The organism is Actinomadura sp. WMMA1423 (assembly GCF_006547145.1).
In the GTDB taxonomy this organism is placed as follows: domain Bacteria; phylum Actinomycetota; class Actinomycetes; order Streptosporangiales; family Streptosporangiaceae; genus Spirillospora.
On sequence record NZ_CP041244.1, the window covers coordinates 6,172,649 to 6,195,442 of the forward strand.

The following is a 22,794-nucleotide window of genomic DNA, read 5'->3' on the forward strand; positions in this document are numbered from 1 at the left end:
ATTCGTGCTGGTGAGGGGAGAATGGGGGTGTGGGTCGGTGGGTCCTGCACGTTGATCTGGACCAGTTCATCGCGGCCGTCGAGGTGCTGCGCCGTCCGGAGCTTCGGGGGCGGCCGGTGGTCGTCGGCGGGGACGGCGATCCCACGAAGCGGGGCGTGGTCAGTACGGCCTCGTATGAGGCGCGCGAGTACGGCGTCCATTCCGGACTGCCGCTGCGCACGGCGGTGCGGCGCTGTCCGGAGGCCGTCTTCCTGCCCGTCGACCGGGAGCTCTACGAGTCCGTCTCGGAGCAGGTCATGGCGGCGTTGCGCGGTCTCGGCGTCGTGGTCGAGGTCCTCGGGTGGGACGAGGCGTTCCTGGCGTTCGACGGGGACGATCCGGAGGCGATGGCCTGGGAGATCCGTGAACGGGTGCGGGCCGCGACGGGGCTCGAATGCACGGTGGGCATCGGGGAGAACAAGCTCCAGGCGAAGCTGGCGACCGGGTTCGGCAAGCCGGCCGGGATCTTCCGGCTCACCGGGGCGACCTGGTTCGAGGTGCTCGGCGACCGGCCGGCCGACGCGCTGTGGGGCATCGGGGCGAAGACCGCCAAGCGGCTTAAGGGACTCGGCATCGCCACGGTGGGCGACCTCGCGGCGGCGGACCCGGAGGTCCTGGCGGGAGAGATGGGCCCCACGACCGGGCCGTGGCTGGTGCGGCTGGCCCAGGGACGGGACGGTTCGCCGGTGAGCGACGCCCCGTACGTACCGCGTTCGTGTGGGAGGGAGACCACCTACCAGCAGGATCTGGACGACTGGGAGGACGTGCGCCGGGAGGTCGTCAGGCTGGCGCGGCGGGTCGCCGATGACGTGGCCGCGGACGGCAGGGACGTCGCCCGCGTCGTCGTCAAGGTCAGGTACGCGCCGTTCATCACCGGCACCCACGGCCGGACGCTGGAGGCGCCGACGGGTGAGCCGTCCCGGATCGAGGAGGGCGCCCTCGCCGCGCTCGACCGGTTCACGGGGCGGCGCCCGGTGCGGCTGCTGGGCGTGCGCGCCGAGTTCGTCCGCTGACCCGGGCCGACGACCGCTGGCCTGAGCCGACCTGCGGCGATGCTCGGAAGGTGGCTGTCGTTTTCTTGACGTTTTGTAGGGTTTTGTGCTCTTGGGGGCCGGGGAGGAACGCCGTCGTTGCTCGAAGTGAGCGACCTGTAGTACGCGACGGGGAGACACGCACATGAAGAGGGTCATGACCGGGGCACTGATCGCCGCCGTGGTCGGCATCGGGGGACTGGGCGGCGCGGCGGCCGCCCAGGCGTCCCACACCGGGGACCAGAACACGCGCCAGGACTGCCGCACCTACTCCAGCGTCGAGCAGTGCGGCCAGCCGAAGCTGAACGACAAGCAGCGGGCGTGCGTGGACTCGTCGGTCCAGCAGGGCATGACCGAACGTCGCGCCACGGTGGAGTGCCACGCCTTCGCATAGGCCCGGGCACAGGCACGCCGATGGGACCGGTGAGCCGGGTGGCCCGATGCGCTGGGGCCATTGCACTGGAGGGGGTCCAGTGCAATGGGGGGATCCGGCGCTGCGAGGGGCCCGTCCCGCATGGGACGGGCCCCTCGTCATGCCGGGAACGCTCAGCGCGGCGGTGGCGTGTTGGTCCACTCGGTGATCTCGAACGCCCGGTAGGCGGCCATCTCGCCGGGCTTGTGGAAGCGGTCGGGCATGTCCTGCGCCCTCAACGAGCGCGGCCGGCCGTCGTCACCCGGGGGAAGCGGCCGGCTGCCGTGCGGCGGCGTGGCCACCAGATCGCGGATGGCGAGCAGGGAACCGGTGGCGGGGTCGACGATGAACTGGCGCCGGTAGGTGCCGAGCTGCTTGGGGGCGGTGAACAGGCCCAGAGGCGTGGTGGTCTTCAGTGGCAGCGACACCGCCGTCCCGGCGCGGCCGAGCGGATCGGTCGTCCGGCCCTCGGGCCTGACGCCGGGCATGCCGGAGAGCATCCGGAAGACCGCCGCCCGCACCTTGGGCGGCGCCGGCTGCTCGGACAGCAGCTCCCCGGCGAGGTCGCTCAGAGCCCGGACACGCTCCTGCCCCCGCAAGGCGCGGATCGGCTCCTCCTTCTCACCGTCCTTCGAGACCGCGTGCCAATGCCCCTTGAGGCCCAGCAGGACACCCTCCAGTGCCTTCGGCTCCGTGGGCAGCGCGGCGATCTGTCCCGGCGTCATGCCGTAGAACTTCTCGACGGACGCCGGCCACGGGGCCTCTCCGCCCTGCTGCGGGGACATGTCCAGGTCGACCTGCCCCCCTCCTCCCTCGGGATCCGGTACGTGGACCCAGGACGGTGACCCCGCCGCCTGCCACCGCTGCTTGTCCCGGGGAGTGACGGGAAGGCCCTGCAGATCGAAGTGGGTATTGCGGCTCAGACCGTTTCGATCCGTCCAGGTCTCGTTTCCCTGCCTTGAATCGACCTTGTAGTGCTTCTCGGCGCTCTTGCCGACCGCGTAGATCTCGCCCATGACGGTCCTGGTGTGCCAGTACTTCCCCGTCGGCGCCTTCGCGGCGTTGGTCGCGGCCACCAGGAGCACGTTGCCGTTCAGGGGGACGGTGTTCTCCACGCGGGGATCGCCGCTCGGGTCGCCGTCCCCCGTGGAGACGACGACCGCCACGGTCCCGGCGGCGACGGCGGCCGTGGCGGCCACGCTCACCAGCTGGATCCGCAGACGGCGCCGGCTGCGGGGACGGGGACGCGCTCCGGCGCCGTCCCGCCAGTCGATTCGGGCGGCCAGCCGCTCTGGGGGCTCCTCAACCGCGAGACCGGTCCGCATCTGCCGCAGGGCGTCGATTTCATCCATGTCTACTCCTGGGGGAGGGCTCGTGCGGGGAGGGCCTTGCGCAGCTTGGCCCGGCTCCGGTGGATCTTGGCCTTGACGGTGCCGACCGGCAGGCCGAGCACCGCCGCGATCTCGGCGTAGGACATCTCGCCCCACGCCAGCAGCAGGACGGCGTTGCGGTCCTGCGCGCCCAGCGAGGCCAGCGCCCGCGCCAGGTCCGGGCCGCACGCCGCCGCCGAGGCCCGGTCGCTCGCCCGGTCGGCGACACCGTCCTCGGCCGGGTCGGTGCCGGTCCGGGCGAAGGCCCGGTACATGCGGGTCTCCTGGCGGTGGTGCTTGGCGATCTGGTTGCTGGCGATGCCCCACAGCCAGGCGCCGAACTCGGCGCGGCCGTCGAACCTGTCGCGCCGCCGGAACGCCGTCGCGAACGCCTCCGACACGACGTCGTCGGCGAGGGCGGGCCCGAGCCGCCGCCTGGCATAGGCGTGGAGCCGCGGCGCGTGGCGGCGGAACAGCTCACCGAACACCTCGGGCTCGTCCAGCGAGGCGGCGACGAGCGCCGCGTCGTCGAGCTCATCGCGGGCGTCGCTCAACACGGCCATGGGCGTCTCTTCATAGAGGGCGTCTCCATGTCTGGGGGGTGCTGACACCTCCCTCTATCCCGAACCCCCCTGCCCGGTTGCACGCCGGCACCGGCCTTCCCGGGCGAGGCGCACCTGCCCAGCCGCGTGCCTTCCGCGACCGGGGGACGGTTGCGGCTTCGCCCACTTCTTGGACGATCATGATCGTCGGTCCGTAGCGGACCGCGTACTTGTTCGAGTGCCGGAAAACTGAGGAGCATCCATATGAGCAACGAGCCTGGCCCCTTCGAGCCGGACCCCAAGATCAACGAGATCCTGGAGGTCGCCGAGAGCATCGGCACGGAGGAGGCCCTTCAGGCGGCTGACGAGATGGTCAACAACCTCGACGAGACGCCCAAGGAGAACTAGGAGCCGCGCCTTCGCGAGGCTCCCCGAACGCACGACGGACCGGTTCCCACGCCCCTGGCGTGGGAACCGGTTCCTTTTTCCAGATCTCAGCATCGGCCGAGAGGCACGACCGGCCGTCCGTCATGATTCGGAGCGGCTGCTGGAGCGCCCGCGGCGACCGAGCATGAGGGCTGGTCGTGTGGCCTGACCGCTTGTCCGGCCGGCTGTCTCCGAGACCCGCGCCGGCCTGATCGAGGCGATCGGCTTGTCCCTGCCCAGAGCGGGCGCCGCCATGGACACCGGAGGGCGAACCGGTGCGGCCGGGGTCTTCCCCGCTCGGTCCGTGATCGTCTGCCTCGTCGGCGATGTGCTGAGGGAAGGGTCGCCTGAGCGGTCCGAGGCCACTCCGATGGAGGGGACCGAGATGAAAGAAGAGAGCGGCCCCACCTCCATCCGGGGGTGGGACCGCAATGTGGATCACTGACGAGATGTCAGCAGAGAGGCCATGGAAGGCCCCTCAGCCGAACACCTTGTCCAGGGATCGGGTTCACTCGTCGTCCGAGCCCGCCAGGTCCTCGACCGTGTCGGCCTCGGTCCGGATGGGCGTCGGGTCCGGCTCGGAACCGGTCTGCTCCGACGCGTCGCCTTGGTCCTTGTATGTACCCACTGACTCTCTCCTCACGGATAAGCCTGAAGGCACAGGGCGCCAATCAGCGTCGATGCAGATCGACGTGACTCGCTCTCACCCCGTGCCTTCAGAGCACTAATGCAAACCTCAGACACCGGGCAGTCATCACCGAGTGATGACTGAGAGCGAAGGAATCTTTAGTTGTGGCTTGATCATCTCGCCGAGAAGGGACAGGGTCAAATCGGCTGGACGATGCCGGTCGACACTGGAGCCGGATGCCGCAGATCGGTTCCCGCCTCGCGCGGGCACCCAGCACGACCCACATCGACGCAAGTGGGCTCACACGCTTGGGGTACGACGAGCACTTCTCCTCCAAGCCACGCCGCTACCCGGTCATCCTCACCGAGCCGCGTCAGGCTCGCGCCGATCATGCAGCCCAGACAGCCCGCCAAGCGGCAGGACAACACGGGCCCGGCCCGAACCCAACCTGCTTCACCAATGGTTCAAGGCGGTCTGCGGCCGCACCGGGCCGGCTCGGCGCCAGGTCTTCGCTTCCGCTCGGACCGCGTCGGAGACCCGGCATTGATGCCGGTCCGGCTCGCCGTAAGTGCAGGCCGCAACCTTAGGCCATGGACCCTCCAAAGGACCTTCGGTCGCCGGCCGAACGATCAACCCGGCACTTACCGCTCGCCGTTGTCGGATATCGCCGGGCCATCCACTCTGCGACCCGACAATCAACATCTGGACGACCTGGCTAGACAGTCGTGCCCAATCCCCTCCAGCCGCCGGGAGAGCACCTCCCGGTGGCATCTTTTGCCAAGTTCACATCGATAATCAGTACCCATCGCAGCAACTGGCGCATGGGCCGCGGCCGGTTCTCGGCTCGCGCGGGACCCCGCGTGGGCCTCGCGACAGGCCATTGAAGGCAGGCAGATGCTGCCCGTCCACCGGTTGAGCTGAGAGGGGCCCGTCCCACACGGGACGGCCGCTCGCCATGTCAGGCGAGCGGGAGGGGGCGGCGGGGGACCGGGGCCGACTGGAGGATCGACGTCGTCGTCTTCGCGTACGGGGTGAAGCGGTCGAGGATCGGTTCGAGCTCCTCGACGGTGCGCAGGTGCGCGATGAAGTAGAAGCAGTCGTCGCCCGTGATGCGGTGGCACTCCACGATCTGCGGGATCTCGTCGGCGATCTTCGGGATGCGGCTCAGCTCGCGCGGGCTCGGGCTCACCCGGACGAGGACGGCGATCGGGAAGCCGAGCGCGACCGGGTCGACGGTGGCGTGGTAGCCGGTGATGACGCCGGTGTCCTCCAGGCGCTGGACGCGTTCGGCGACGGCCGGGGCGGACAGGGCGACGCGCCGGCCCAGCTCCGCGAGGGACGCCCGGCCGTCCCGCTGCAGCTCCGTGAGGATCCGTAGGTCGATCGGGTCGAGCGGCTTGGGTTCGTAGGCGCGGCCCGGTCGGCCCCTTCGGTTCGCCATTCCTCCAATTTACGGACCGGCCGACGATACGGCCATGCGCTTTCCGCCCTGGTCGTACTTTGTCGGAAGTGCGGTCTTCCACTACCTGGGACCCTCGTTCGCCGTGCTCCTGTTCTCCCGCGTCGGCCCTCTGGGCGTGGCCGGGGTACGGATCTGGAGCGCCGCCGTCGTCTTCGCCCTCTGGCGCAGGCCCTGGCGGACGTTCACGCGCCACACCTGGCGGACGGTCCTGGTGTGGGGCGCCGTGCTCGCGGTGATGAACTCGTCCTTCTATATGGCGATCGCACGGTTGCCCCTGGCGACCGTGGCGGCGATCGAGTTCCTGCCCGTCATCGTCCTGGCGGCCCTAGGTATAAGGACAAGGCGCAACCTCGTCGCACTCGTCGCGGCGGTGGGGGGCGTGTACGTCCTGACGGAGGTGCGGATAGAAGGGGAGCCGCTCGGGTTCGTCTTCGCGTTCGCCAACGCCGCGCTGTTCGCGTTGTACATCGTCGTCGCCCACAAGGCCGCCCAAACCAACAGCGCCGCCGCCGAGTCCGACAGCGCCGCAGGCTCGGGAGGCGCTGGTGGGATCGACGGGCTTGCCATGGCGATGGTCGCGGCGAGCGTGGTGGCCCTTCCCATCGGCGGCGTGCAGGCGGTGCCCGTGCTGACCGATCCGGTCGTGCTCGCGGCGGGTGTCGGCGTCGGGATCTCCTCGTCGGTCATCCCGTACGTCTGTGACCAGCTCGCGATGGCGCGGCTCAGCCGTGCCACCTACGCGCTGATGGTGTCGCTGCTTCCGGCGACCGCCGCCGTGACCGGGCTGGTGGTGCTGCGGCAGGTGCCCTCCCCGGCGGAGGTCGTCGGAGTGGGGTTGGTGATCGCCGGGGTGGCGGTGCACCGTGGAGAACGTTGAGAGGAGAAACGCCATGGAACAGGTACGGCTCGGAAAGACCGGCATGAGGGTCTCGCGGATCTGCCTCGGCATGATGAGCTACGGCGACCCCGCGGTCCGGCCGTGGGCCCTGGACGAGGACGCGGCGCTGCCGATCGTCCGGCGGGCGGTGGAGGGCGGCGTGACGTTCTTCGACACCGCCGACGTGTACTCGAACGGTGTCAGCGAGGAGATCACCGGACGCCTCCTGCCGAAGCTGTTCTCCCGCAGGGACGACTACGTGCTGGCGACCAAGGTGTGCCTCCCCATGGGAGACGGCCCGAACGACGAGGGCCTGTCGCGCAAGCACATCATGGCGGGCATCGACGCCTCCCTGGCCCGGCTCGGCACCGACTACGTCGACCTCTACCAGATCCACCGCTGGGACTACGGGACGCCCATCGAGGAGACCATGGAGGCCCTGCACGACGTAGTGAAGGCGGGCAAGGCCCGGTACATCGGAGCGTCCAGCATGTACGCCTGGCAGTTCGCCAAGGCGCAGCACGCCGCGGACAAGCACGGCTGGACGAAGTTCGTCTCCATGCAGAACCACTACAACCTGGTCTACAGGGAAGAGGAGCGGGAGATGATGCCGCTCTGTGCGGACCAGGGCGTGGGCGTCATCCCGTGGAGCCCTCTTGCACGGGGCATGCTCGCGGGAAACCGGGAGAGGGGCGGCGAGCGCAAGACCGTCCGGTCCCAGAACGACTCCTTCGGCGACAGCCTGTACACGGAGTCGGACTTCGACGTCGTGGACGCCGTCCGCGAGGTCGCGGAGGGACGGGGCGTGCCGGCGGCGCAGGCGGCGCTGGCCTGGCTGCTCGCCAAGCCGGGCGTCACCGCGCCGATCGTGGGAGCGACAAAACTCACTCACATGGACGACGCGATCGCCGCCGCGGACATCCGGCTGGAGGAGAAGGAGATCGAGCGGATGGAGGCGCCGTACCGGCCACACGCGGTCATCGGGCATTCCTGACGATTTCGACGGAGGACGCCTCCGGGGCGGAACGCCCCGGAGGCGTCCCGCGTCTATCAGGGGTGGTGATTTGCGATACCACCGGCTATCGGGGCAGGCTGGTTGCGAGAACGCCCACGCATGGCGGCCCGCCACGTGGGGACATGGGTGAGAAGGTTCGGAGGCCGCGTTATGCGCCGCGCGTCTCCGGACTTCCGGGAGCTGAGGAGCCCCGGGACGACGGCGCTGAAGGAGCCCGACGATGACCGAGAACGACGGCACGCAGGGACCGCAGCGGCCGATGCCGGAAGAGGAGGGTCAGCCCAGGCCGCCGGAGGGCCAGGAGCCCCCCGCCCGGCCGCTGGGAGACCGCACCGTGGTGTTCGGCGCTCCGCAGCTCGGCGGCCGCCCCCCGGCTCAGCCCCGTGACGAGGACCGGCAGGCGCCGCCCCCGCCGCCCCCCACGATGGTCGAGCAGCCGATGCAGCAGTTCGGCGAGCAGCCTCCGCCGCCGCCCCCCTTCGGTGCCCCGCAGGAACAGCAGTCCCCCTACGGCCAGCAGCCCGCCGGGCAGATGCCCTACGGCGCGCCCCCCGGCCCGGGCGGATTCCCGCCCCCGCAGGAGCAGCAGCCCCAGTACGAGCCGCCGCAGTACGAGCAGCCGCAGTACGGCCAGCCCCAGTACGGTCAGCAGCCGGAGCAGCCCTCGTGGGGCCAGCAGCCCGAGCAGCCCCAGTACGAGCAGCCGCAGTACGGTCAGCAGCCCCCGCAGCAGCAGGCCGGGTACCCGCAGCAGCCGATGCACGGCGGCTCCCAGGAGCAGCAGCCTCAGTTCGGCCAGCCCCAGTACGGCGGGTTCGGATCGCCCGAAGCGGGCGCGCCCGGCGAGCAGGCTCCGCAGTCCGAGCAGCAGGAGTCCGGTCACGAGCAGCCGCAGCGTCCCGTAGTGGACGACCAGGCGACGCTGCACTGGTCGCCCGGCACCGACATCCCGGTCGCCACCGGACCCGAGCGCAAGCACGAGGCCCCGGCCGAGCCGTGGCAGGCTCCGACCCCGCCGTCGACGCCCGAGCCCTGGACGCCGGAGGCGTCCCGGCCCGGCGGTGGCCAGCAGGGAGGCCAGCAGGGGCAGGCCGACCATGAGCGGACCATGATGGTGCCGCCGCCCGAGTCCGGTTACGGCGCCGGTTCCCAGCAGCCCGGTCCTTCGGTGGACGACCTGTACCGTCCTCCCGGCGAGAGCAACGTGGAGGACGCGCGCCCGACCGAGGCGTTCGACCCGTCCGCCGCCTCCCAGGGCCGGCACGCGGCCGAGCCCCAGGGACGGCACGCCGCCGAGGCGCCCGGGATGGCCGAGCACACCCGTCTCGACATGGGCCAGCAGCAGTGGGGCCAGCAGCAGCCGCAGCAGCAGTTCGGCCAGCAGCCCGGCTACGGCCAGCCCGGCGGCCAGGGCGAGCAGCAGCAGGGTTACGGCCAGCAGCAGTTCGGCGGCCAGCAGGGCGAGCAGCAACAGCAGTTCGGCCAGCAGGCCTACGGCCAGCAGCAGGACTTCGGCCAGCAGCCCCAGCAGGGCTACGGCCAGCAGTTCGGCCAGCCCGGCGGCGAGCAGCAGCAGGGCCAGCAGTTCGGCCAGCCGCAGGCCTACGGCCAGCCCGGCCAGTCCGGCCAGCAGACACACGGTCAGCACCCGCAGTACGGACAGCAGGGCCAATACGGTCAGCAGTCCACCTACGGGACCGAAGAGGGCAAGGGCAACAAGAACACCCTCCTCCTGGTAGGCGGCGGCGTGGCCGCCCTGGTGATCATCGTGGTGCTGGTCGTCGCTTTCGTCCTGTAAGACGCGACACGCCCAGAACCCGGAGACGGCCGGGGATCGCACAAAAGCTGCGCCACGACTTCCCCAAGCGCGGGAATGTAGGTCACAATGCAGCAGAGTCGACCCCGGCCGCCGACCACCGTCGACCGCCTGAGGACCCGACCGCCCCGCCCCCCCGGCCGCCGCGATCGCGTGCGAAGCCAGATTCGAGCGAAGCAAGAATCTGATCGCGCAGCGAGCCGCAAGGCGAGCCGGAGCGATGCCAGCGATCGCAGCAGTGCTCGACGATGGAGGGCCGCCAGGCCCGAAGAAGGAGAGCAGTGCAGTAAACACAGCAGTGCTCGACGATGGAGGGCCGCCAGGCCCGAAGAAGGAGAGCACTGCCATAGGCACAGCCCCTCGCTTTGCACTTTGGGCTAGTGGTCGGTAACCTCTTCACTTGTGCCCGCTGTGTGCGGGCCGCTATGCGTGCGCGTCGGCGAGGCCGGGAGGCCAGCCCCAGCGCCGCATCTACTCCCCGGCTTGATTCGGCCCAGGTAAGGGCCGGGCGGTCTGTGTCGGTTTCGCGCGGTTGTATTTCCGTGAGGTGACGACACGCCCGACCGCGGGGGTCGGAGAGGTCGGGAAACCGGCAGGTCACAGCCTCACCTGAGGTGGTGATTGCAGCAATAGGACTTACCGGCTCGGTACGAGGAAGACGGAGACGCGGTGCCCACGATCCAGCAGCTGGTCCGCAAGGGCCGCCAGGACAAGGTGACCAAGAACAAGACGCCCGCGCTCAAGGGCAGCCCCCAGCGCCGGGGCGTCTGCACGCGCGTCTACACGACGACGCCCAAGAAGCCGAACTCCGCGCTCCGGAAGGTCGCCCGTGTCCGGCTGACCAGTGGGATCGAGGTCACGGCCTACATTCCGGGCGTCGGCCACAACCTGCAGGAGCACTCGATCGTGCTCGTGCGCGGCGGCCGTGTGAAGGACCTCCCCGGCGTTCGGTACAAGATCATTCGCGGTTCCCTCGACACCCAGGGCGTCCGGAACCGCAAGCAGGGACGCAGCCACTACGGCGCGAAGAAGGAGAAGAGCTGATGCCGCGCAAGGGCCCCGCTGGCAAGCGCCAGCTGATCGCTGACCCGGTGTACAACTCGCCGCTGGTCACCGCGCTCATCAACAAGATTCTCCTGGACGGCAAGCGGTCCATCGCGCAGAACATCGTGTACGACGCCCTCGAGGGCGCCCGTGAGAAGACCGGCAACGACCCGGTCGTCACGCTGAAGCGCGCGCTCGACAACGTCAAGCCCACCCTGGAGGTGCGCAGCCGCCGCGTCGGTGGCGCGACCTACCAGGTCCCCGTCGAGGTGCGGCCGGCGCGCAGCACCACCCTCGCCCTGCGCTGGCTGGTGGTCTACTCCCGGCAGCGCCGCGAGAAGACCATGACCGAGCGGCTGATGAACGAGCTGCTCGACGCCAGCAACGGTCTTGGCGCGTCTGTCAAGAAGCGCGAGGACACGCACAAGATGGCGGAGTCCAACAAGGCCTTCGCCCACTACCGCTGGTAATCCCGGCGGATCTGCAACGACGAGAGACGACGCGAGGACGGCAGTGGCTACCAAAACCGGTGTAGACCTGGCCAAGGTCCGCAACATCGGGATCATGGCCCATATCGACGCGGGCAAGACCACCACGACCGAGCGCATCCTGTACTACACGGGGATGAGCTACAAGATCGGCGAGGTGCACGACGGCGCCGCCACCATGGACTGGATGGAGCAGGAGCAGGAGCGGGGGATCACCATCACCTCCGCCGCCACCACCTGCGAATGGCCCGTCGACGACGTCAAGCACACGATCAACATCATCGACACCCCCGGGCACGTCGACTTCACCATCGAGGTGGAGCGCAACCTGCGGGTGCTCGACGGCGCCGTCGCGGTGTTCGACGGTGTCGCCGGCGTGGAGCCCCAGTCCGAGACCGTGTGGCGCCAGGCCGACCGGTACGGCGTGCCGCGCATGTGCTTCGTCAACAAGCTCGACCGGGTCGGCGCGGAGTTCCACCGCTGCGTCGACATGATCGAGAACCGGCTGAACGCGACGCCGCTGGTGCTGCAGCTGCCGATCGGCGCCGAGTCCGACTTCAAGGGCGTCGTCGACCTCGTCCGGATGAAGGCCCTCGTGTGGAACGAGGAGGCCAAGCTCGGCGAGATGTACGACACGCTCGACATCCCCGAGTCGCACGCCGAGACGGCCCGCGAGTGGCACGACAAGCTCGTCGAGACCCTCGCGGAGAACGACGACGAGATCATGGAGCTGTACCTGGAGGGCGAGGAGCCCACCGTGGAGCAGCTGCACGACGGCATCCGCCGCGCGACGATCGCCGCGAAGCTCACCCCGGTGACCTGCGGCACGGCCTTCAAGAACAAGGGCGTGCAGCCGCTGCTGGACGCGATCGTCCGCTACCTCCCCTCGCCGCTGGACGTGGAGGCCATCGAGGGCCACGCCGTCCGCGACGAGGAGAAGGTCCTCACCCGCAAGCCGAGCGAGGACGAGCCGTTCTCGGCGCTCGCGTTCAAGATCGCGAGCGACCCGCACCTGGGCAAGCTCACCTTCGTGCGCGTCTACTCCGGCGTGATGGAGTCGGGCGCGAACGTGATGAACTCCGTCAAGGAGCGCAAGGAGCGCATCGGCAAGATCTACCGGATGCACGCCAACAAGCGCACCGAGATCGAGCGCGCGGGCGCCGGCGACATCGTCGCGGTGATGGGCCTCAAGCAGACCACCACCGGTGAGACGCTGAGCGACGACAAGAACCCGATCGTGCTGGAGTCGATGAACTTCCCGGCGCCGGTCATCCACGTCGCGATCGAGCCGAAGACCAAGGCCGACCAGCAGAAGCTGGGCACCGCGATCCAGCGGCTGGCCGAGGAGGACCCGTCCTTCCAGGTCCGCACCGAAGAGGACACCGGCCAGACCGTCATCTCCGGCATGGGCGAACTCCACCTGGAGATCCTCGTCGACCGGATGAAGCGCGAGTTCAAGGTCGACGCCAACGTCGGCAAGCCGCAGGTGGCCTACCGCGAGACGATCAGCCGCAAGGTCGAGAAGGTCGAGTACACCCACAAGAAGCAGACGGGTGGCTCCGGCCAGTTCGGCCGCGTGATCATCGACCTGGAGCCCCTGGGCGGCGGGTCCGACGGCTACGAGTTCGAGAACAAGGTCACCGGTGGCCGCATCCCGCGGGAGTACATCCCGTCGGTCGACGCGGGCTGCCAGGAGGCCGCAGAGTTCGGTGTCCTCGCCGGCTACCCGATGGTGGGCGTCAAGGTCACCCTGCAGGACGGCGCCTACCACGAGGTCGACTCCTCGGAAATGGCGTTCAAGGTCGCCGGTTCCATGGCGTTCAAGGAGGCCGCCCGCAAGGCGTCCCCCACGCTGCTGGAGCCGATGATGTCCGTCGAGGTCACCACGCCCGAGGAGAACATGGGCGACGTGATCGGCGACCTCAACAGCCGCCGCGGCCAGGTCCAGTCCATGGACGAGCGGCATGGCATGCGCGTCATCAAGGCGCTCGTGCCTCTGTCCGAGATGTTCGGCTACGTGGGTGATCTGCGCAGCAAGACCCAGGGCCGGGCTGTCTTCACCATGCAGTTCGACTCCTACGCCGAGGTTCCCTCGAACGTCGCGCAGGAGATCATCGCCAAGGCGCGGGGCGAGTAGTACCGGGCCTGCCCACAGATCACCAAGGACGTACATCGAAGCGGTCGTCTAGGCGGCCGAGGATCGCAACAAGGAGCAACCAGTGGCGAAGGCCAAGTTCGAGCGGACGAAGCCGCACGTGAACATCGGCACCATTGGACACATCGACCACGGTAAGACCACGCTTACCGCGGCGATCACCAAGGTGCTCCACGACAAGTTCCCGGACCTCAACCCCTACACGCCTTTCGAGGACATCGACAAGGCGCCGGAGGAGCGCGAGCGCGGGATCACCATCTCGATCGCGCACGTCGAGTACCAGACCGAGGCGCGGCACTACGCGCACGTCGACTGCCCGGGTCACGCGGACTACATCAAGAACATGATCACCGGTGCGGCGCAGATGGACGGCGCCATCCTGGTGGTCGCCGCCACCGACGGCCCGATGCCGCAGACCAAGGAGCACGTGCTCCTGGCCCGCCAGGTCGGCGTCCCCTACATCGTCGTCGCGCTGAACAAGTGCGACATGGTGGACGACGAGGAGATCCTGGAGCTCGTCGAGCTCGAGGTCCGCGAGCTGCTGTCGGAGTACGAGTTCCCGGGCGACGACGTCCCGGTCGTGCGCGTCTCCGCCTTCCAGGCGCTGCAGGGCGACGAGAAGTGGTCCGAGTCGATCGTCGAGCTGATGAACGCCGTCGACGAGAACGTGCCGGAGCCGGTGCGCGACACCGAGAAGCCCTTCCTGATGCCGATCGAGGACGTCTTCTCGATCACCGGCCGCGGCACCGTCGTGACCGGCCGCATCGAGCGCGGTGTCGTCAACGTCAACGAGACCGTCGACATCATCGGCATCAAGCCGGAGTCCACCTCGACCACCGTCACCGGTGTCGAGATGTTCCGCAAGCTCCTCGACCAGGGCCAGGCGGGCGACAACGTCGGCCTGCTCCTGCGCGGCATCAAGCGCGAGGACGTCGAGCGCGGCCAGTGTGTCATCAAGCCGGGCACCAACACCCCGCACACCGAGTTCGAGGCGCAGGTCTACATCCTGTCCAAGGACGAGGGCGGCCGCCACACGCCGTTCTTCAACAACTACCGTCCGCAGTTCTACTTCCGGACCACGGACGTCACCGGCGTGGTGAACCTCCCCGAGGGCACCGAGATGGTCATGCCGGGCGACAACACCGAGATGCGCGTCGAGCTGATCCAGCCCGTCGCCATGGAGGAGGGCCTGAAGTTCGCCATCCGTGAGGGTGGCCGGACGGTCGGCGCCGGTCGCGTCACCAAGGTCATCAAGTAACACCCCTCGTCACGCGGCGGCCCGGTTCGCGGGCTCCCTGCTTCTCGCGGGGGTCCGGGGGTCGCCCCCCGGAAAAGGCACAGACCGGGCCGCCGCGTCACGACCAGTGAAGTAAACAGCGGCACTACAGCAAAGGACACCGAGGCCACCATGGCGGGACAGAAGATCCGCATCCGGCTCAAGGCCTACGACCACGAGGTCATCGACACCTCCGCGAAGAAGATCGTTGAGACGGTGACGCGGACGGGCGCCAAGGTCGCGGGCCCGGTGCCGCTGCCGACCGAGAAGAACGTGTACTGCGTCATCCGCTCGCCGCACAAGTACAAGGACAGCCGCGAGCACTTCGAGATGCGCACGCACAAGCGGTTGATCGACATCATCGACCCGACGCCCAAGACGGTCGACTCGCTGATGCGACTCGACCTTCCGGCCGGCGTTGACATCGAGATCAAGCTCTAAGGGACGCACCGAGAGATGAGTAAGCAGAGGAAGGGCGTCCTGGGCGAGAAGCTCGGCATGACCCAGGTCTTCGACGATGAGGGCCGGATCGTTCCGGTGACCGTCGTCCAGGCCGGGCCGTGTGTCGTGACCCAGCTCAAGACCCAGGAGAAGGACGGCTACACCGCCGTCCAGCTCGGGTTCGGGCAGATCGACCCGCGCAAGGTGAACAAGCCGAGCACGGGTCACTTCGAGAAGGCCGGCGTCACGCCGCGCCGCTACCTCGTCGAACTGCGGGCTGACGACACCACCGAGTTCGAACTCGGCCAGGAGATCACCGCCAGCGTCTTCGAGGCCGGCCAGAAGATCGACGTTACCGGCACGAGCAAGGGCAAGGGCACCGCCGGTGTCATGAAGCGCCACGGCTTCAAGGGCCTCGGCGCCTCGCACGGCACCCAGCGCAAGCACCGCTCGCCGGGTTCGATCGGCGGCTGCGCGACCCCTGGTCGCGTCTTCAAGGGCCTCCGCATGGCGGGACGGCACGGCAACGCCCGTACCACCGTGCAGAACCTGACCGTCCACGCCATCGACGCGGAGAAGAACCTGCTGCTCATCAAGGGCGCGGTTCCCGGTCCCAACGGCGGCGTGGTGCTGGTTCGCGACGCAGTGAAGGGAGCGGGCAAGTGACCGAGCGCAGCGAGGGAACCAGTAAGCAGAGCACTTCCGGAGGTCAGGGGACCGACGGAGGAGGGCCCCTTACCTCCAAGCTCGACATCGACCTTCCCGCCGAGGTCTTCGACGCGAAGACCAGCGTGCCGCTGATCCACCAGGTCGTGGTGGCGCAGCTGGCCGCGGCGCGCCAGGGCACGCACGCCACCAAGACCCGGGGCGACGTCTCCGGCGGTGGCAAGAAGCCGTACCGGCAGAAGGGCACCGGCCGCGCCCGCCAGGGCTCGACCCGCGCGCCCCAGTTCGCCGGCGGCGGCGTCGTGCACGGCCCGCAGCCGCGGGACTACTCGCAGCGGACGCCCAAGAAGATGAAGGCCGCCGCGCTGCGCGGCGCCCTGTCCGACCGGGCCCGGTTCGGCCGGGTGCACGTGGTCGACAACCTCATCGAGGGCGACACCCCGAAGACGAAGACGGCGCTGAAGGCGCTGCGCGACGTCACCGGAGCCAAGCGCGTCCTGCTGGTCCTGGACCGCGAGGACGACGTGACCTGGAAGAGCCTGCGCAACGAGCCGAGCGTGCACGTGATCGTCTCTGACCAGCTCAACACCTACGACGTGCTGGTGAACGACGACGTCGTCTTCACGAAGACGGCGTACGACGAGTTCGTCTCGCGCGCGAAGAAGAAGTGAGGAGGGTCGCACATGAACAAGATCGCTGACCCCCGCGACGTCATCATCGCGCCGGTCGTCTCGGAGAAGAGCTACGGGCTGCTCGACGAGAACAAGTACACGTTCGTCGTCCGCCCGGACGCCAACAAGACGCAGATCAAGCAGGCCGTCGAGTCGGTGTTCGGCGTCAAGGTGACGAGCGTGAACACGCTCAACCGTCAGGGCAAGCGCAAGCGCACCCGGTTCGGCTACGGCAAGCGCAAGGACACCAAGCGCGCCATCGTCAGCCTCGCCGAGGGCGAGCGGATCGACATCTTCGGCGGCCCGGCCTAAGCAGGCCAGGTCGTCCCGAAGACAGACAAGGGATGAACGAAAAAGATGGGCATCCGTAATTACAAGCCGACGACTCCGGGTCGTCGCGGGTCCAGCGTGGCCGACTTCGTCGAGGTCACGCGCCGCGAGCCCGAGAAGTCGCTGCTGCGTCCGCTCCCCAAGAAGGGCGGCCGCAACAACCACGGCCGCATCACGACCCGGCACCAGGGCGGCGGGCACAAGCGCGCCTACCGCGTGATCGACTTCCGCCGGCACGACAAGGACGGCGTCCCGGCGAAGGTCGCGCACATCGAGTACGACCCGAACCGCACCGCGCGGATCGCGCTGCTGCACTACGCCGACGGCGAGAAGCGCTACATCCTCGCCCCGCGCGGCCTGCGCCAGAACGACCGGGTGGAGAACGGGCCGGGCGCGGACATCAAGCCGGGCAACTGCCTTCCGCTGCGCAACATCCCGACCGGTACGGTCGTGCACGCCATCGAGCTCCGCCCCGGCGGCGGCGCCAAGATCGCCCGCAGCGCGGGCGCCGGCGTCCAGCTGCTGGCCAAGGAGGGCAAGTACGCCACGCTGCGCATGCCCTCCGGCGAGATGCGGATGGTGGACGTGCGCTGCCGCGCGACGGTCGGCGAGGTCGGCAACGCCGAGCAGTCGAACATCAACTGGGGCAAGGCCGGCCGCATGCGGTGGAAGGGCAAGCGCCCGACCGTCCGCGGCGTGGCCATGAACCCGATCGACCACCCGCACGGTGGTGGTGAGGGCAAGACCTCCGGTGGCCGGCACCCGGTGAACCCGGCCGGTAAGAAGGAAGGCCGCACTCGCCAGGCGAACAAGTCGAGCGACCGGCTGATCGTCCGTCGTCGCAGCAAGAAGAAGCGGTAGGAGTCGCTCGTCATGCCACGTAGCCTGAAGAAGGGCCCGTTCGTGGACGACCACCTCATGAAGAAGGTGGACGTGCAGAACGAGAAGGGCACCAAGAACGTCATCAAGACGTGGTCGCGGCGCTCCATGATCGTGCCGGACATGATCGGTCACACGATCGCCGTGCACGACGGCCGCAAGCACGTCCCGGTGTTCATCACCGACGCCATGGTGGGACACAAGCTCGGCGAGTTCGCGCCGACGCGCACGTTCCGCAGCCACGTCAAGGAAGACCGCCGCAGCCGCCGAGGCTGAGCAGGCAGAGCAGTTAGCACGTAGGAGAGAGGGAACAGCGATGGAAGCCAGGGCCCAGGCGCGGTTCATCCGCGTCACGCCCAGGAAGGCCCGCCGCGTGGTGGACCTCATCCGCGGCCTGCCTGCCGCGGAGGCTCAGGCGGTGCTGCGGTTCGCCCCCCAGGCAGCGAGTGAGCCGGTGGGCAAGGTGCTGGCGAGTGCCATCGCCAACGCCGAGCACAACTTCAAGCTCGACTCGGGCACGCTCGTCGTCAGCCGCGCGTGGGTGGACGAGGGGCCGACGCTCAAGCGTTTCCGCCCCCGCGCCCAGGGCCGGGCTTACCGCATCAACAAGCGCACGAGCCACATCACCGTGGTCGTGGAGTCGCGCGAGGAAGCCTCGAGCGGGGCGTCCGGCGGCGGTAAGAAGACGAGGAGGGCCCGGTAGTGGGTCAGAAGATCAACCCGCACGGGTTCCGGCTCGGCATCACCACCGACCACAAGTCCGTGTGGTTCGCCGACAAGCTCTACAAGGACTACGTCAAGGAAGACGTCCAGATCCGGCGCATGCTGCAGAAGGGCATGGACCGGGCGGGCATCTCCAAGGTGGAGATCGAGCGGACCCGTGACCGCGTAGAGGTCAACATCCACACCGCCCGGCCGGGCATCGTCATCGGCCGCCGCGGCGCGGAGGCCGAGCGCCTTCGCGGCGACCTGGAGAAGCTGACCGGCAAGCAGGTCCGGCTGAACATCCTCGAGGTGAAGAACCCCGAGATCGACGCCCAGCTCGTCGCGCAGGGCGTGGCCGAGCAGCTGTCCAGCCGCGTCGCGTTCCGCCGCGCCATGCGCAAGGCGATCCAGTCCGCGATGAAGTCGGGCGCCAAGGGCATCAAGGTCCAGTGCGGCGGTCGCCTCGGCGGCGCCGAGATGTCGCGGTCGGAGTTCTACCGCGAGGGCCAGGTCCCGCTGCACACGCTGCGCGCCGACATCGACTACGGGTTCTACGAGGCCCGTACGACGTTCGGCCGCATCGGCGTCAAGGTGTGGATCTACAAGGGCGAGGCCGCGGCGACGCGCGCCGAGCGCGAGCAGAAGGCCGCGCAGCAGCGCGCCACCGGTGGCGGCGGCGGTGGCCGTGAGCGCCGCGGTGGCGACCGCCGTGGCGGCGGCCGCGGCGGACGCGGCGGACGCGGTGGCGCCGCAGGCGCCGGCGGCGGCCGCGGCGGCGAGCAGAAGCAGCAGCAGGGTTCCGAGCAGCCGGCGCCGACCGCCGAGGCTGCTCCGCAGGGTGAGGGGAGCTGAGTAACCGATGCTGATCCCTCGCAAGGTCAAGCACCGCAAGCAGCACCACCCGAAGCGCCGCGGCATGGCCAAGGGCGGCACGAGGGTGACGTTCGGCGAGTACGGCATCCAGGCCGTCGAGAGCGCGTACGTGACCAACCGGCAGATCGAGGCCGCGCGTATCGCCATGACCCGCCACATCAAGCGCGGCGGCAAGGTCTGGATCAACATCTTCCCGGACCGTCCGCTGACCAAGAAGCCCGCCGAGACCCGCATGGGCTCCGGCAAGGGCTCGGTGGAGTGGTGGGTGGCCAACGTCAAGCCCGGCCGCGTGCTGTTCGAGATCTCCTACCCGAACGAGCAAGTCGCTCGGGAGGCGCTCACCCGCGCGATCCACAAGCTGCCGATGAAGTGCAAGATCGTCAAGCGTGAGGTCGGTGAGAGCTGATGTCCAAGCATCACAAGCTGCCGATGCTGTGCTCATTGACCTGCAAGATTGTTAAGCGAGAGGTGGGTGAGTCCTGATGGCCAAGGGTCTTGCCGCCGACGACCTGCGGACCGAGCCCGAGGACGTCCTGGTCACCAAGCTCAAGGAGGCCAAGGAGGAGCTGTTCAACCTCCGCTTCCAGGCCGCCACCGGCCAGCTTGAGAGCCACGGGCGACTGCGCACCGTCAAGCGCGAGATCGCCCGCATCTACACCGTGATGCGGGAGCGCGAGCTCGGCATCGTGACGGTCGAGGACGCCGCGGAGGGCAAGGAATGACCGAGCAGCAGACCGAGCAGCGGAGCAGCCGCAAGATCCTTGAGGGTCTCGTGGTCAGCGACAAGATGGACAAGACCGTGGTCGTGTCCGTCGAGGACCGCGTGAAGCACCCCAAGTACCACAAGGTGATCCGCCGCACGAAGAACTACAAGGCGCACGACGAGGCCAACGAGTGCGGCGTCGGCGACCGCGTCCGTCTCATGGAGAGCCGCCCGCTGTCGGCCACCAAGCGGTGGCGCGTGGTGGAGATCCTCGAGAAGGCCAAGTAGGGCCCTCGGGCCCGCGGGACCCAGTCCCGCCACTGACCACAGTCTGGTTCCACCAGGCTCGGCGCCCGCGAAGGGGGCGGCCGAGAACCGGTGTGACGAACAGGAGTTAGACGTGATCCAGCAGGAGTCGCGACTCAAGGTCGCCGACAACACGGGTGCGAAGGAGATCCTTTGCATCCGGGTTCTCGGCGGCTCGGGTCGGCGCTACGCGGGAGTCGGCGACATCATCGTCGCGACGGTGAAGGACGCCCTTCCCGGCGCCGGCGTGAAGAAGGGTGACGTCGTCAAGGCGGTCGTCGTGCGCACCCGCAAGGAGCGCCGGCGCCCGGACGGCTCCTACATCCGCTTCGACGAGAACGCCGCCGTCCTGATCAAGGACGGCGGCGACCCCCGCGGCACCCGTATCTTCGGCCCGGTGGGCCGCGAACTGCGCGAGAAGAAGTTCATGCGCATCATCTCGCTCGCGCCGGAGGTGCTCTGATGAAGATCCGCAAGGGCGACGAGGTCATCGTCATCGCCGGCAAGGACAAGGGCGCGACGGGCAAGGTCCTGCGCGTCATCCCCCGCGAGGAGCGGGTCGTCGTCGAGGGCGTCAACCTCATCACCAAGAACATCAAGGCCGACCAGCAGCGTGCCGGCAAGGAGAGCGGTCGCGTCACGGTCGAGGCGCCGCTGCACGTCAGCAACGTCGCGATCGTCGAGGACGGCAAGCCGGCCCGGGTCGGTTACCGCACGAACGACGACGGCACGAAGGTTCGGATCTCGCGCCGTAGCGGTAAGGAGATCTGAGACCGATGACCGAGACCACCGAGCGTCCCGTCCCGGCGCCGAGGCTGAAGCTGCGCTACCGCGAGGAGATCGCGGGCAAGATGCGCGAGCAGTTCGGCTACGACAACGTCATGCAGGTCCCCTCGCTGACCAAGATCGTGGTCAACATGGGGGTCGGCGACGCGGCCAAGGACGCCAAGCTGATCGAGGGCGCCGTCCGCGACCTGGCGGCGATCACCGGGCAGAAGCCCGCGGTGAACCGGGCCCGCAAGTCCATCGCGCAGTTCAAGCTGCGCGAGGGCATGCCGATCGGCGCGCACGCCACGCTGCGCGGCGACCGGATGTGGGAGTTCCTGGACCGCCTGCTCGCCACGGCGCTGCCCCGTATCCGCGACTTCCGCGGGCTGTCGCCGAAGCAGTTCGACGGCAACGGCAACTACACCTTCGGGCTGACCGAGCAGGTCATGTTCCACGAGGTCGACCCCGACAAGATCGACCGCTCGCGGGGCATGGACATCACGGTCGTGACGTCCGCGAAGACCGACGACGAGGGCCGGGCGCTGCTCAAGCTCCTGGGCTTCCCCTTCAAGGAGAACTGAGCATGGCGAAGAAGTCGCTGATCGCCAAGGCGGGGCGGAAGCCGAAGTTCGGCGTGCGCTCCTACACTCGGTGCTCGCGCTGCGGGCGTCCGCGCTCCGTCTACCGGAAGTTCGGCCTGTGCCGTGTCTGCTTCCGGGAGATGGCCCACCGCGGCGAGCTGCCTGGCATCACGAAGTCCAGCTGGTGACCGCGTCCCCGGGGCACCGCCCCGGGGACGGCGGAAGCCGGCCTGTAATGAATGACCAACCGGGCGCCTGAGAAGGCGTCCACGACCGCGCCAAAGGTCCACGGGCCGCATCAACCCGAGGAAACCGTGGCGAGGGAGGGCCAGTAGGCCATGACGATGACCGACCCGATCGCAGACATGCTGACGCGTCTGCGCAACGCGAATTCGGCGTACCACGACTCAGTGGCGATGCCGTACTCGAAGATCAAGGCGCACATCGCCGAGATCCTCCAGCAGGAGGGCTACATCTCGGGCTGGAGCGTGGAGGACGCCGAGGTCGGCAAGAAGCTCCTGATCGAGCTGAAGTTCGGCCCGACCCGCGAGCGTTCGATCGCCGGCATCAAGCGCGTCTCGAAGCCGGGTCTGCGCGTGTACGCGAAGAAGGACAACCTGCCGAAGGTCCTGGGCGGGCTGGGCGTCGCGATCATCTCGACGTCCTCCGGCCTGATGACGGACCGCCAGGCCGGCAAGCGTGGAGTGGGCGGGGAAGTCCTCGCCTACGTCTGGTGAGGGGAGGGCACTTCAAATGTCTCGTATCGGACGTCTCCCCATTTCCGTGCCCAGCGGCGTCGAGGTGAAGCTCGAAGGCCGCGAGGTCACCGTCAAGGGGCCGAAGGGCACGCTCTCGCACACCGTCGCCGAGCCCATCGAGGTCACGCAGGAGGACGGCCGGCTCGTCGTCTCCCGGCCCAATGACCTCAACAAGGTTCGCGGCCTGCACGGGCTCACCCGGACGCTGATCAACAACATGGTCGTCGGGGTGACCGACGGCTACAAGAAGACCCTGGTCATCCAGGGCGTCGGCTACCGGGTGGTGGCCAAGGGCAAGAACGTGGAGTTCTCGCTCGGCTATAGCCACCCGATCCCGTTCGAGGCGCCGGAGGGCATCACCTTCACGGTGGAGAGGCCGACGCAGCTCGTCGTCGAGGGCATCGACAAGCAGCTCGTCGGTGAGATCGCCGCCCGCATCCGCAAGCTGCGCAAGCCCGACCCGTACAAGGGCAAGGGCGTGCGCTACGAGGGCGAGCAGATCCGCCGCAAGGTCGGAAAGGCTGGTAAGTAG

General features: G+C 68.8%; 30 protein-coding genes. 27 read left to right on the top strand and 3 right to left on the bottom strand.

The features are described 5' to 3' along the window. Positions 1-29 precede the first annotated feature (29 nt). Both FKD65_RS28610 and FKD65_RS28615 read left to right on the top strand, forming a co-directional pair. On the top strand, positions 30-1,052 hold the full coding sequence (locus FKD65_RS28610) for a DNA polymerase IV (RefSeq protein ID WP_141580603.1): 1,023 nt from the start codon (positions 30-32) through the stop codon (positions 1,050-1,052). Positions 1,053-1,215: 163 nt separating this feature from the next. Further along, entirely contained in the window at positions 1,216-1,464 is a 249-nt protein-coding gene (locus FKD65_RS28615; protein ID WP_141580605.1) for a hypothetical protein, read from the top strand. A gap of 152 nt (positions 1,465-1,616) precedes the next feature. On the opposite strand, the gene FKD65_RS28620 is transcribed toward FKD65_RS28615, so the two are convergent. After that, positions 1,617-2,834, bottom strand: coding sequence for a CU044_5270 family protein (locus FKD65_RS28620; protein ID WP_141580608.1), 1,218 nt, complete (start codon positions 2,832-2,834; stop codon positions 1,617-1,619). Between the two features lie 2 nt (positions 2,835-2,836). Then, positions 2,837-3,415, bottom strand: coding sequence for an RNA polymerase sigma factor (locus FKD65_RS28625; RefSeq protein WP_141580610.1), 579 nt, complete (start codon positions 3,413-3,415; stop codon positions 2,837-2,839). A gap of 243 nt (positions 3,416-3,658) precedes the next feature. Between FKD65_RS28625 and FKD65_RS44485 the strand changes: the two genes are divergently transcribed. Then, entirely contained in the window at positions 3,659-3,802 is a 144-nt protein-coding gene (locus tag FKD65_RS44485) for a hypothetical protein (RefSeq protein WP_168221230.1), read from the top strand. Positions 3,803-5,406: 1,604 nt separating this feature from the next. Here FKD65_RS44485 and FKD65_RS28630 read toward each other — a convergent pair. Next, positions 5,407-5,889, bottom strand: coding sequence for an Lrp/AsnC family transcriptional regulator (locus FKD65_RS28630; protein ID WP_141580612.1), 483 nt, complete (start codon positions 5,887-5,889; stop codon positions 5,407-5,409). A 34-nt stretch (positions 5,890-5,923) separates the two neighbouring features. On the opposite strand from FKD65_RS28630, the gene FKD65_RS28635 reads away from it, so the two are divergent. The 24 genes from FKD65_RS28635 to rplF all read left to right on the top strand — a co-directional run bounded on the left by FKD65_RS28635 (position 5,924) and on the right by rplF (position 22,794). Further along, positions 5,924-6,787: a DMT family transporter gene (locus FKD65_RS28635; RefSeq protein ID WP_141580614.1), complete on the top strand. Its 864-nt coding sequence runs from the start codon at positions 5,924-5,926 to the stop codon at positions 6,785-6,787. Between the two features lie 13 nt (positions 6,788-6,800). Further along, a complete protein-coding gene (locus FKD65_RS28640; protein WP_141580617.1) occupies positions 6,801-7,781 on the top strand; it encodes an aldo/keto reductase in 981 nt (326 codons plus the stop codon). 241 nt (positions 7,782-8,022) lie between these two features. Further along, positions 8,023-9,600 carry a hypothetical protein gene (locus tag FKD65_RS28645; protein WP_141580619.1) on the top strand — a complete coding sequence of 526 codons (1,578 nt, stop codon included), beginning with the start codon at positions 8,023-8,025 and terminating at the stop codon, positions 9,598-9,600. A gap of 687 nt (positions 9,601-10,287) precedes the next feature. Then, positions 10,288-10,662, top strand: a complete 375-nt coding sequence (gene rpsL, locus FKD65_RS28650) for a 30S ribosomal protein S12 (protein ID WP_021597495.1) — start codon at positions 10,288-10,290, stop codon at positions 10,660-10,662. Further along, positions 10,662-11,132, top strand: coding sequence for a 30S ribosomal protein S7 (gene rpsG / locus FKD65_RS28655; protein ID WP_141580621.1), 471 nt, complete (start codon positions 10,662-10,664; stop codon positions 11,130-11,132). Before rpsL ends, rpsG begins: the two co-directional genes overlap by 1 nt. 43 nt (positions 11,133-11,175) lie before the next feature. Continuing rightward, on the top strand, positions 11,176-13,287 hold the full coding sequence (gene fusA, locus FKD65_RS28660; protein ID WP_141580623.1) for an elongation factor G: 2,112 nt from the start codon (positions 11,176-11,178) through the stop codon (positions 13,285-13,287). Positions 13,288-13,369: 82 nt separating this feature from the next. Further along, complete coding sequence (tuf, locus tag FKD65_RS28665; RefSeq protein WP_141580625.1) at positions 13,370-14,563, top strand: elongation factor Tu; 1,194 nt, start codon at positions 13,370-13,372, stop codon at positions 14,561-14,563. Positions 14,564-14,713: 150 nt separating this feature from the next. Next, positions 14,714-15,022 (top strand): 30S ribosomal protein S10, encoded by a 309-nt coding sequence (gene rpsJ / locus FKD65_RS28670; RefSeq protein ID WP_018657599.1) that lies wholly within the window; start codon positions 14,714-14,716, stop codon positions 15,020-15,022. Between the two features lie 15 nt (positions 15,023-15,037). Beyond that, positions 15,038-15,688: a 50S ribosomal protein L3 gene (rplC, locus tag FKD65_RS28675; RefSeq protein WP_141580627.1), complete on the top strand. Its 651-nt coding sequence runs from the start codon at positions 15,038-15,040 to the stop codon at positions 15,686-15,688. Between the two features lie 86 nt (positions 15,689-15,774). Further along, positions 15,775-16,359 carry a 50S ribosomal protein L4 gene (gene rplD, locus FKD65_RS28680; protein WP_141587139.1) on the top strand — a complete coding sequence of 195 codons (585 nt, stop codon included), beginning with the start codon at positions 15,775-15,777 and terminating at the stop codon, positions 16,357-16,359. Between the two features lie 12 nt (positions 16,360-16,371). Continuing rightward, complete coding sequence (gene rplW, locus FKD65_RS28685) at positions 16,372-16,671, top strand: 50S ribosomal protein L23 (protein WP_141580629.1); 300 nt, start codon at positions 16,372-16,374, stop codon at positions 16,669-16,671. Between the two features lie 45 nt (positions 16,672-16,716). Then, positions 16,717-17,550 carry a 50S ribosomal protein L2 gene (gene rplB / locus FKD65_RS28690; RefSeq protein WP_141580631.1) on the top strand — a complete coding sequence of 278 codons (834 nt, stop codon included), beginning with the start codon at positions 16,717-16,719 and terminating at the stop codon, positions 17,548-17,550. A 12-nt stretch (positions 17,551-17,562) separates the two neighbouring features. Next, positions 17,563-17,844, top strand: a complete 282-nt coding sequence (rpsS, locus tag FKD65_RS28695; RefSeq protein ID WP_067807019.1) for a 30S ribosomal protein S19 — start codon at positions 17,563-17,565, stop codon at positions 17,842-17,844. A gap of 40 nt (positions 17,845-17,884) precedes the next feature. Next, entirely contained in the window at positions 17,885-18,271 is a 387-nt protein-coding gene (gene rplV / locus FKD65_RS28700; RefSeq protein ID WP_141580633.1) for a 50S ribosomal protein L22, read from the top strand. Beyond that, positions 18,271-19,125, top strand: coding sequence for a 30S ribosomal protein S3 (gene rpsC, locus FKD65_RS28705; RefSeq protein ID WP_141580635.1), 855 nt, complete (start codon positions 18,271-18,273; stop codon positions 19,123-19,125). Before rplV ends, rpsC begins: the two co-directional genes overlap by 1 nt. A gap of 7 nt (positions 19,126-19,132) precedes the next feature. Continuing rightward, complete coding sequence (gene rplP, locus FKD65_RS28710) at positions 19,133-19,552, top strand: 50S ribosomal protein L16 (protein ID WP_089314943.1); 420 nt, start codon at positions 19,133-19,135, stop codon at positions 19,550-19,552. Between the two features lie 76 nt (positions 19,553-19,628). Beyond that, on the top strand, positions 19,629-19,868 hold the full coding sequence (rpmC, locus tag FKD65_RS28715) for a 50S ribosomal protein L29 (RefSeq protein WP_141580637.1): 240 nt from the start codon (positions 19,629-19,631) through the stop codon (positions 19,866-19,868). After that, positions 19,865-20,137 carry a 30S ribosomal protein S17 gene (gene rpsQ, locus FKD65_RS28720; RefSeq protein WP_141580639.1) on the top strand — a complete coding sequence of 91 codons (273 nt, stop codon included), beginning with the start codon at positions 19,865-19,867 and terminating at the stop codon, positions 20,135-20,137. The genes rpmC and rpsQ overlap by 4 nt, the downstream gene beginning before the upstream one ends. A gap of 112 nt (positions 20,138-20,249) precedes the next feature. Beyond that, positions 20,250-20,618, top strand: coding sequence for a 50S ribosomal protein L14 (gene rplN, locus FKD65_RS28725; RefSeq protein WP_021596728.1), 369 nt, complete (start codon positions 20,250-20,252; stop codon positions 20,616-20,618). After that, a complete protein-coding gene (gene rplX, locus FKD65_RS28730) occupies positions 20,618-20,926 on the top strand; it encodes a 50S ribosomal protein L24 (protein ID WP_141580642.1) in 309 nt (102 codons plus the stop codon). Before rplN ends, rplX begins: the two co-directional genes overlap by 1 nt. Before the next feature lie 5 nt (positions 20,927-20,931). Next, the gene (gene rplE / locus FKD65_RS28735) at positions 20,932-21,504 is read left to right on the top strand and encodes a 50S ribosomal protein L5 (RefSeq protein ID WP_141580644.1); all 573 of its coding nucleotides are present in this window, start codon (positions 20,932-20,934) and stop codon (positions 21,502-21,504) included. Positions 21,505-21,506: 2 nt separating this feature from the next. Then, positions 21,507-21,692 carry a type Z 30S ribosomal protein S14 gene (locus FKD65_RS28740; RefSeq protein WP_141580646.1) on the top strand — a complete coding sequence of 62 codons (186 nt, stop codon included), beginning with the start codon at positions 21,507-21,509 and terminating at the stop codon, positions 21,690-21,692. 150 nt (positions 21,693-21,842) lie between these two features. Next, positions 21,843-22,241: a 30S ribosomal protein S8 gene (rpsH, locus tag FKD65_RS28745; protein ID WP_030176115.1), complete on the top strand. Its 399-nt coding sequence runs from the start codon at positions 21,843-21,845 to the stop codon at positions 22,239-22,241. 16 nt (positions 22,242-22,257) lie between these two features. Further along, entirely contained in the window at positions 22,258-22,794 is a 537-nt protein-coding gene (gene rplF / locus FKD65_RS28750) for a 50S ribosomal protein L6 (protein ID WP_141580648.1), read from the top strand.

Bases quoted from the DNA above. Each gene is read 5' to 3' on its own strand.
- FKD65_RS28625 (WP_141580610.1), bottom strand. From the start codon at position 3,415: ATGGCCGTGTTGAGCGACGCCCGCGATGAGCTCGACGACGCGGCGCTC.
- FKD65_RS28615 (WP_141580605.1), top strand. From the start codon at position 1,216: ATGAAGAGGGTCATGACCGGGGCACTGATCGCCGCCGTGGTCGGCATC.
- rplB (WP_141580631.1), top strand. From the start codon at position 16,717: ATGGGCATCCGTAATTACAAGCCGACGACTCCGGGTCGTCGCGGGTCC.
- rplV (WP_141580633.1), top strand. From the start codon at position 17,885: ATGGAAGCCAGGGCCCAGGCGCGGTTCATCCGCGTCACGCCCAGGAAG.
- rplX (WP_141580642.1), top strand. From the start codon at position 20,618: ATGAAGATCCGCAAGGGCGACGAGGTCATCGTCATCGCCGGCAAGGAC.
- rplF (WP_141580648.1), top strand. From the start codon at position 22,258: ATGTCTCGTATCGGACGTCTCCCCATTTCCGTGCCCAGCGGCGTCGAG.
- rplW (WP_141580629.1), top strand. From the start codon at position 16,372: ATGAACAAGATCGCTGACCCCCGCGACGTCATCATCGCGCCGGTCGTC.
- rpsS (WP_067807019.1), top strand. From the start codon at position 17,563: ATGCCACGTAGCCTGAAGAAGGGCCCGTTCGTGGACGACCACCTCATG.
- FKD65_RS28640 (WP_141580617.1), top strand. From the start codon at position 6,801: ATGGAACAGGTACGGCTCGGAAAGACCGGCATGAGGGTCTCGCGGATC.
- FKD65_RS28635 (WP_141580614.1), top strand. From the start codon at position 5,924: ATGCGCTTTCCGCCCTGGTCGTACTTTGTCGGAAGTGCGGTCTTCCAC.
- rpsH (WP_030176115.1), top strand. From the start codon at position 21,843: ATGACGATGACCGACCCGATCGCAGACATGCTGACGCGTCTGCGCAAC.
- FKD65_RS28630 (WP_141580612.1), bottom strand. From the start codon at position 5,889: ATGGCGAACCGAAGGGGCCGACCGGGCCGCGCCTACGAACCCAAGCCG.
- FKD65_RS28645 (WP_141580619.1), top strand. From the start codon at position 8,023: ATGACCGAGAACGACGGCACGCAGGGACCGCAGCGGCCGATGCCGGAA.
- FKD65_RS44485 (WP_168221230.1), top strand. From the start codon at position 3,659: ATGAGCAACGAGCCTGGCCCCTTCGAGCCGGACCCCAAGATCAACGAG.
- FKD65_RS28620 (WP_141580608.1), bottom strand. From the start codon at position 2,834: ATGGATGAAATCGACGCCCTGCGGCAGATGCGGACCGGTCTCGCGGTT.
- rplE (WP_141580644.1), top strand. From the start codon at position 20,932: ATGACCGAGACCACCGAGCGTCCCGTCCCGGCGCCGAGGCTGAAGCTG.
- rplC (WP_141580627.1), top strand. From the start codon at position 15,038: ATGAGTAAGCAGAGGAAGGGCGTCCTGGGCGAGAAGCTCGGCATGACC.
- rpsG (WP_141580621.1), top strand. From the start codon at position 10,662: ATGCCGCGCAAGGGCCCCGCTGGCAAGCGCCAGCTGATCGCTGACCCG.
- rpsJ (WP_018657599.1), top strand. From the start codon at position 14,714: ATGGCGGGACAGAAGATCCGCATCCGGCTCAAGGCCTACGACCACGAG.
- FKD65_RS28740 (WP_141580646.1), top strand. From the start codon at position 21,507: ATGGCGAAGAAGTCGCTGATCGCCAAGGCGGGGCGGAAGCCGAAGTTC.
- rpmC (WP_141580637.1), top strand. From the start codon at position 19,629: ATGGCCAAGGGTCTTGCCGCCGACGACCTGCGGACCGAGCCCGAGGAC.
- rplP (WP_089314943.1), top strand. From the start codon at position 19,133: ATGCTGATCCCTCGCAAGGTCAAGCACCGCAAGCAGCACCACCCGAAG.
- rpsQ (WP_141580639.1), top strand. From the start codon at position 19,865: ATGACCGAGCAGCAGACCGAGCAGCGGAGCAGCCGCAAGATCCTTGAG.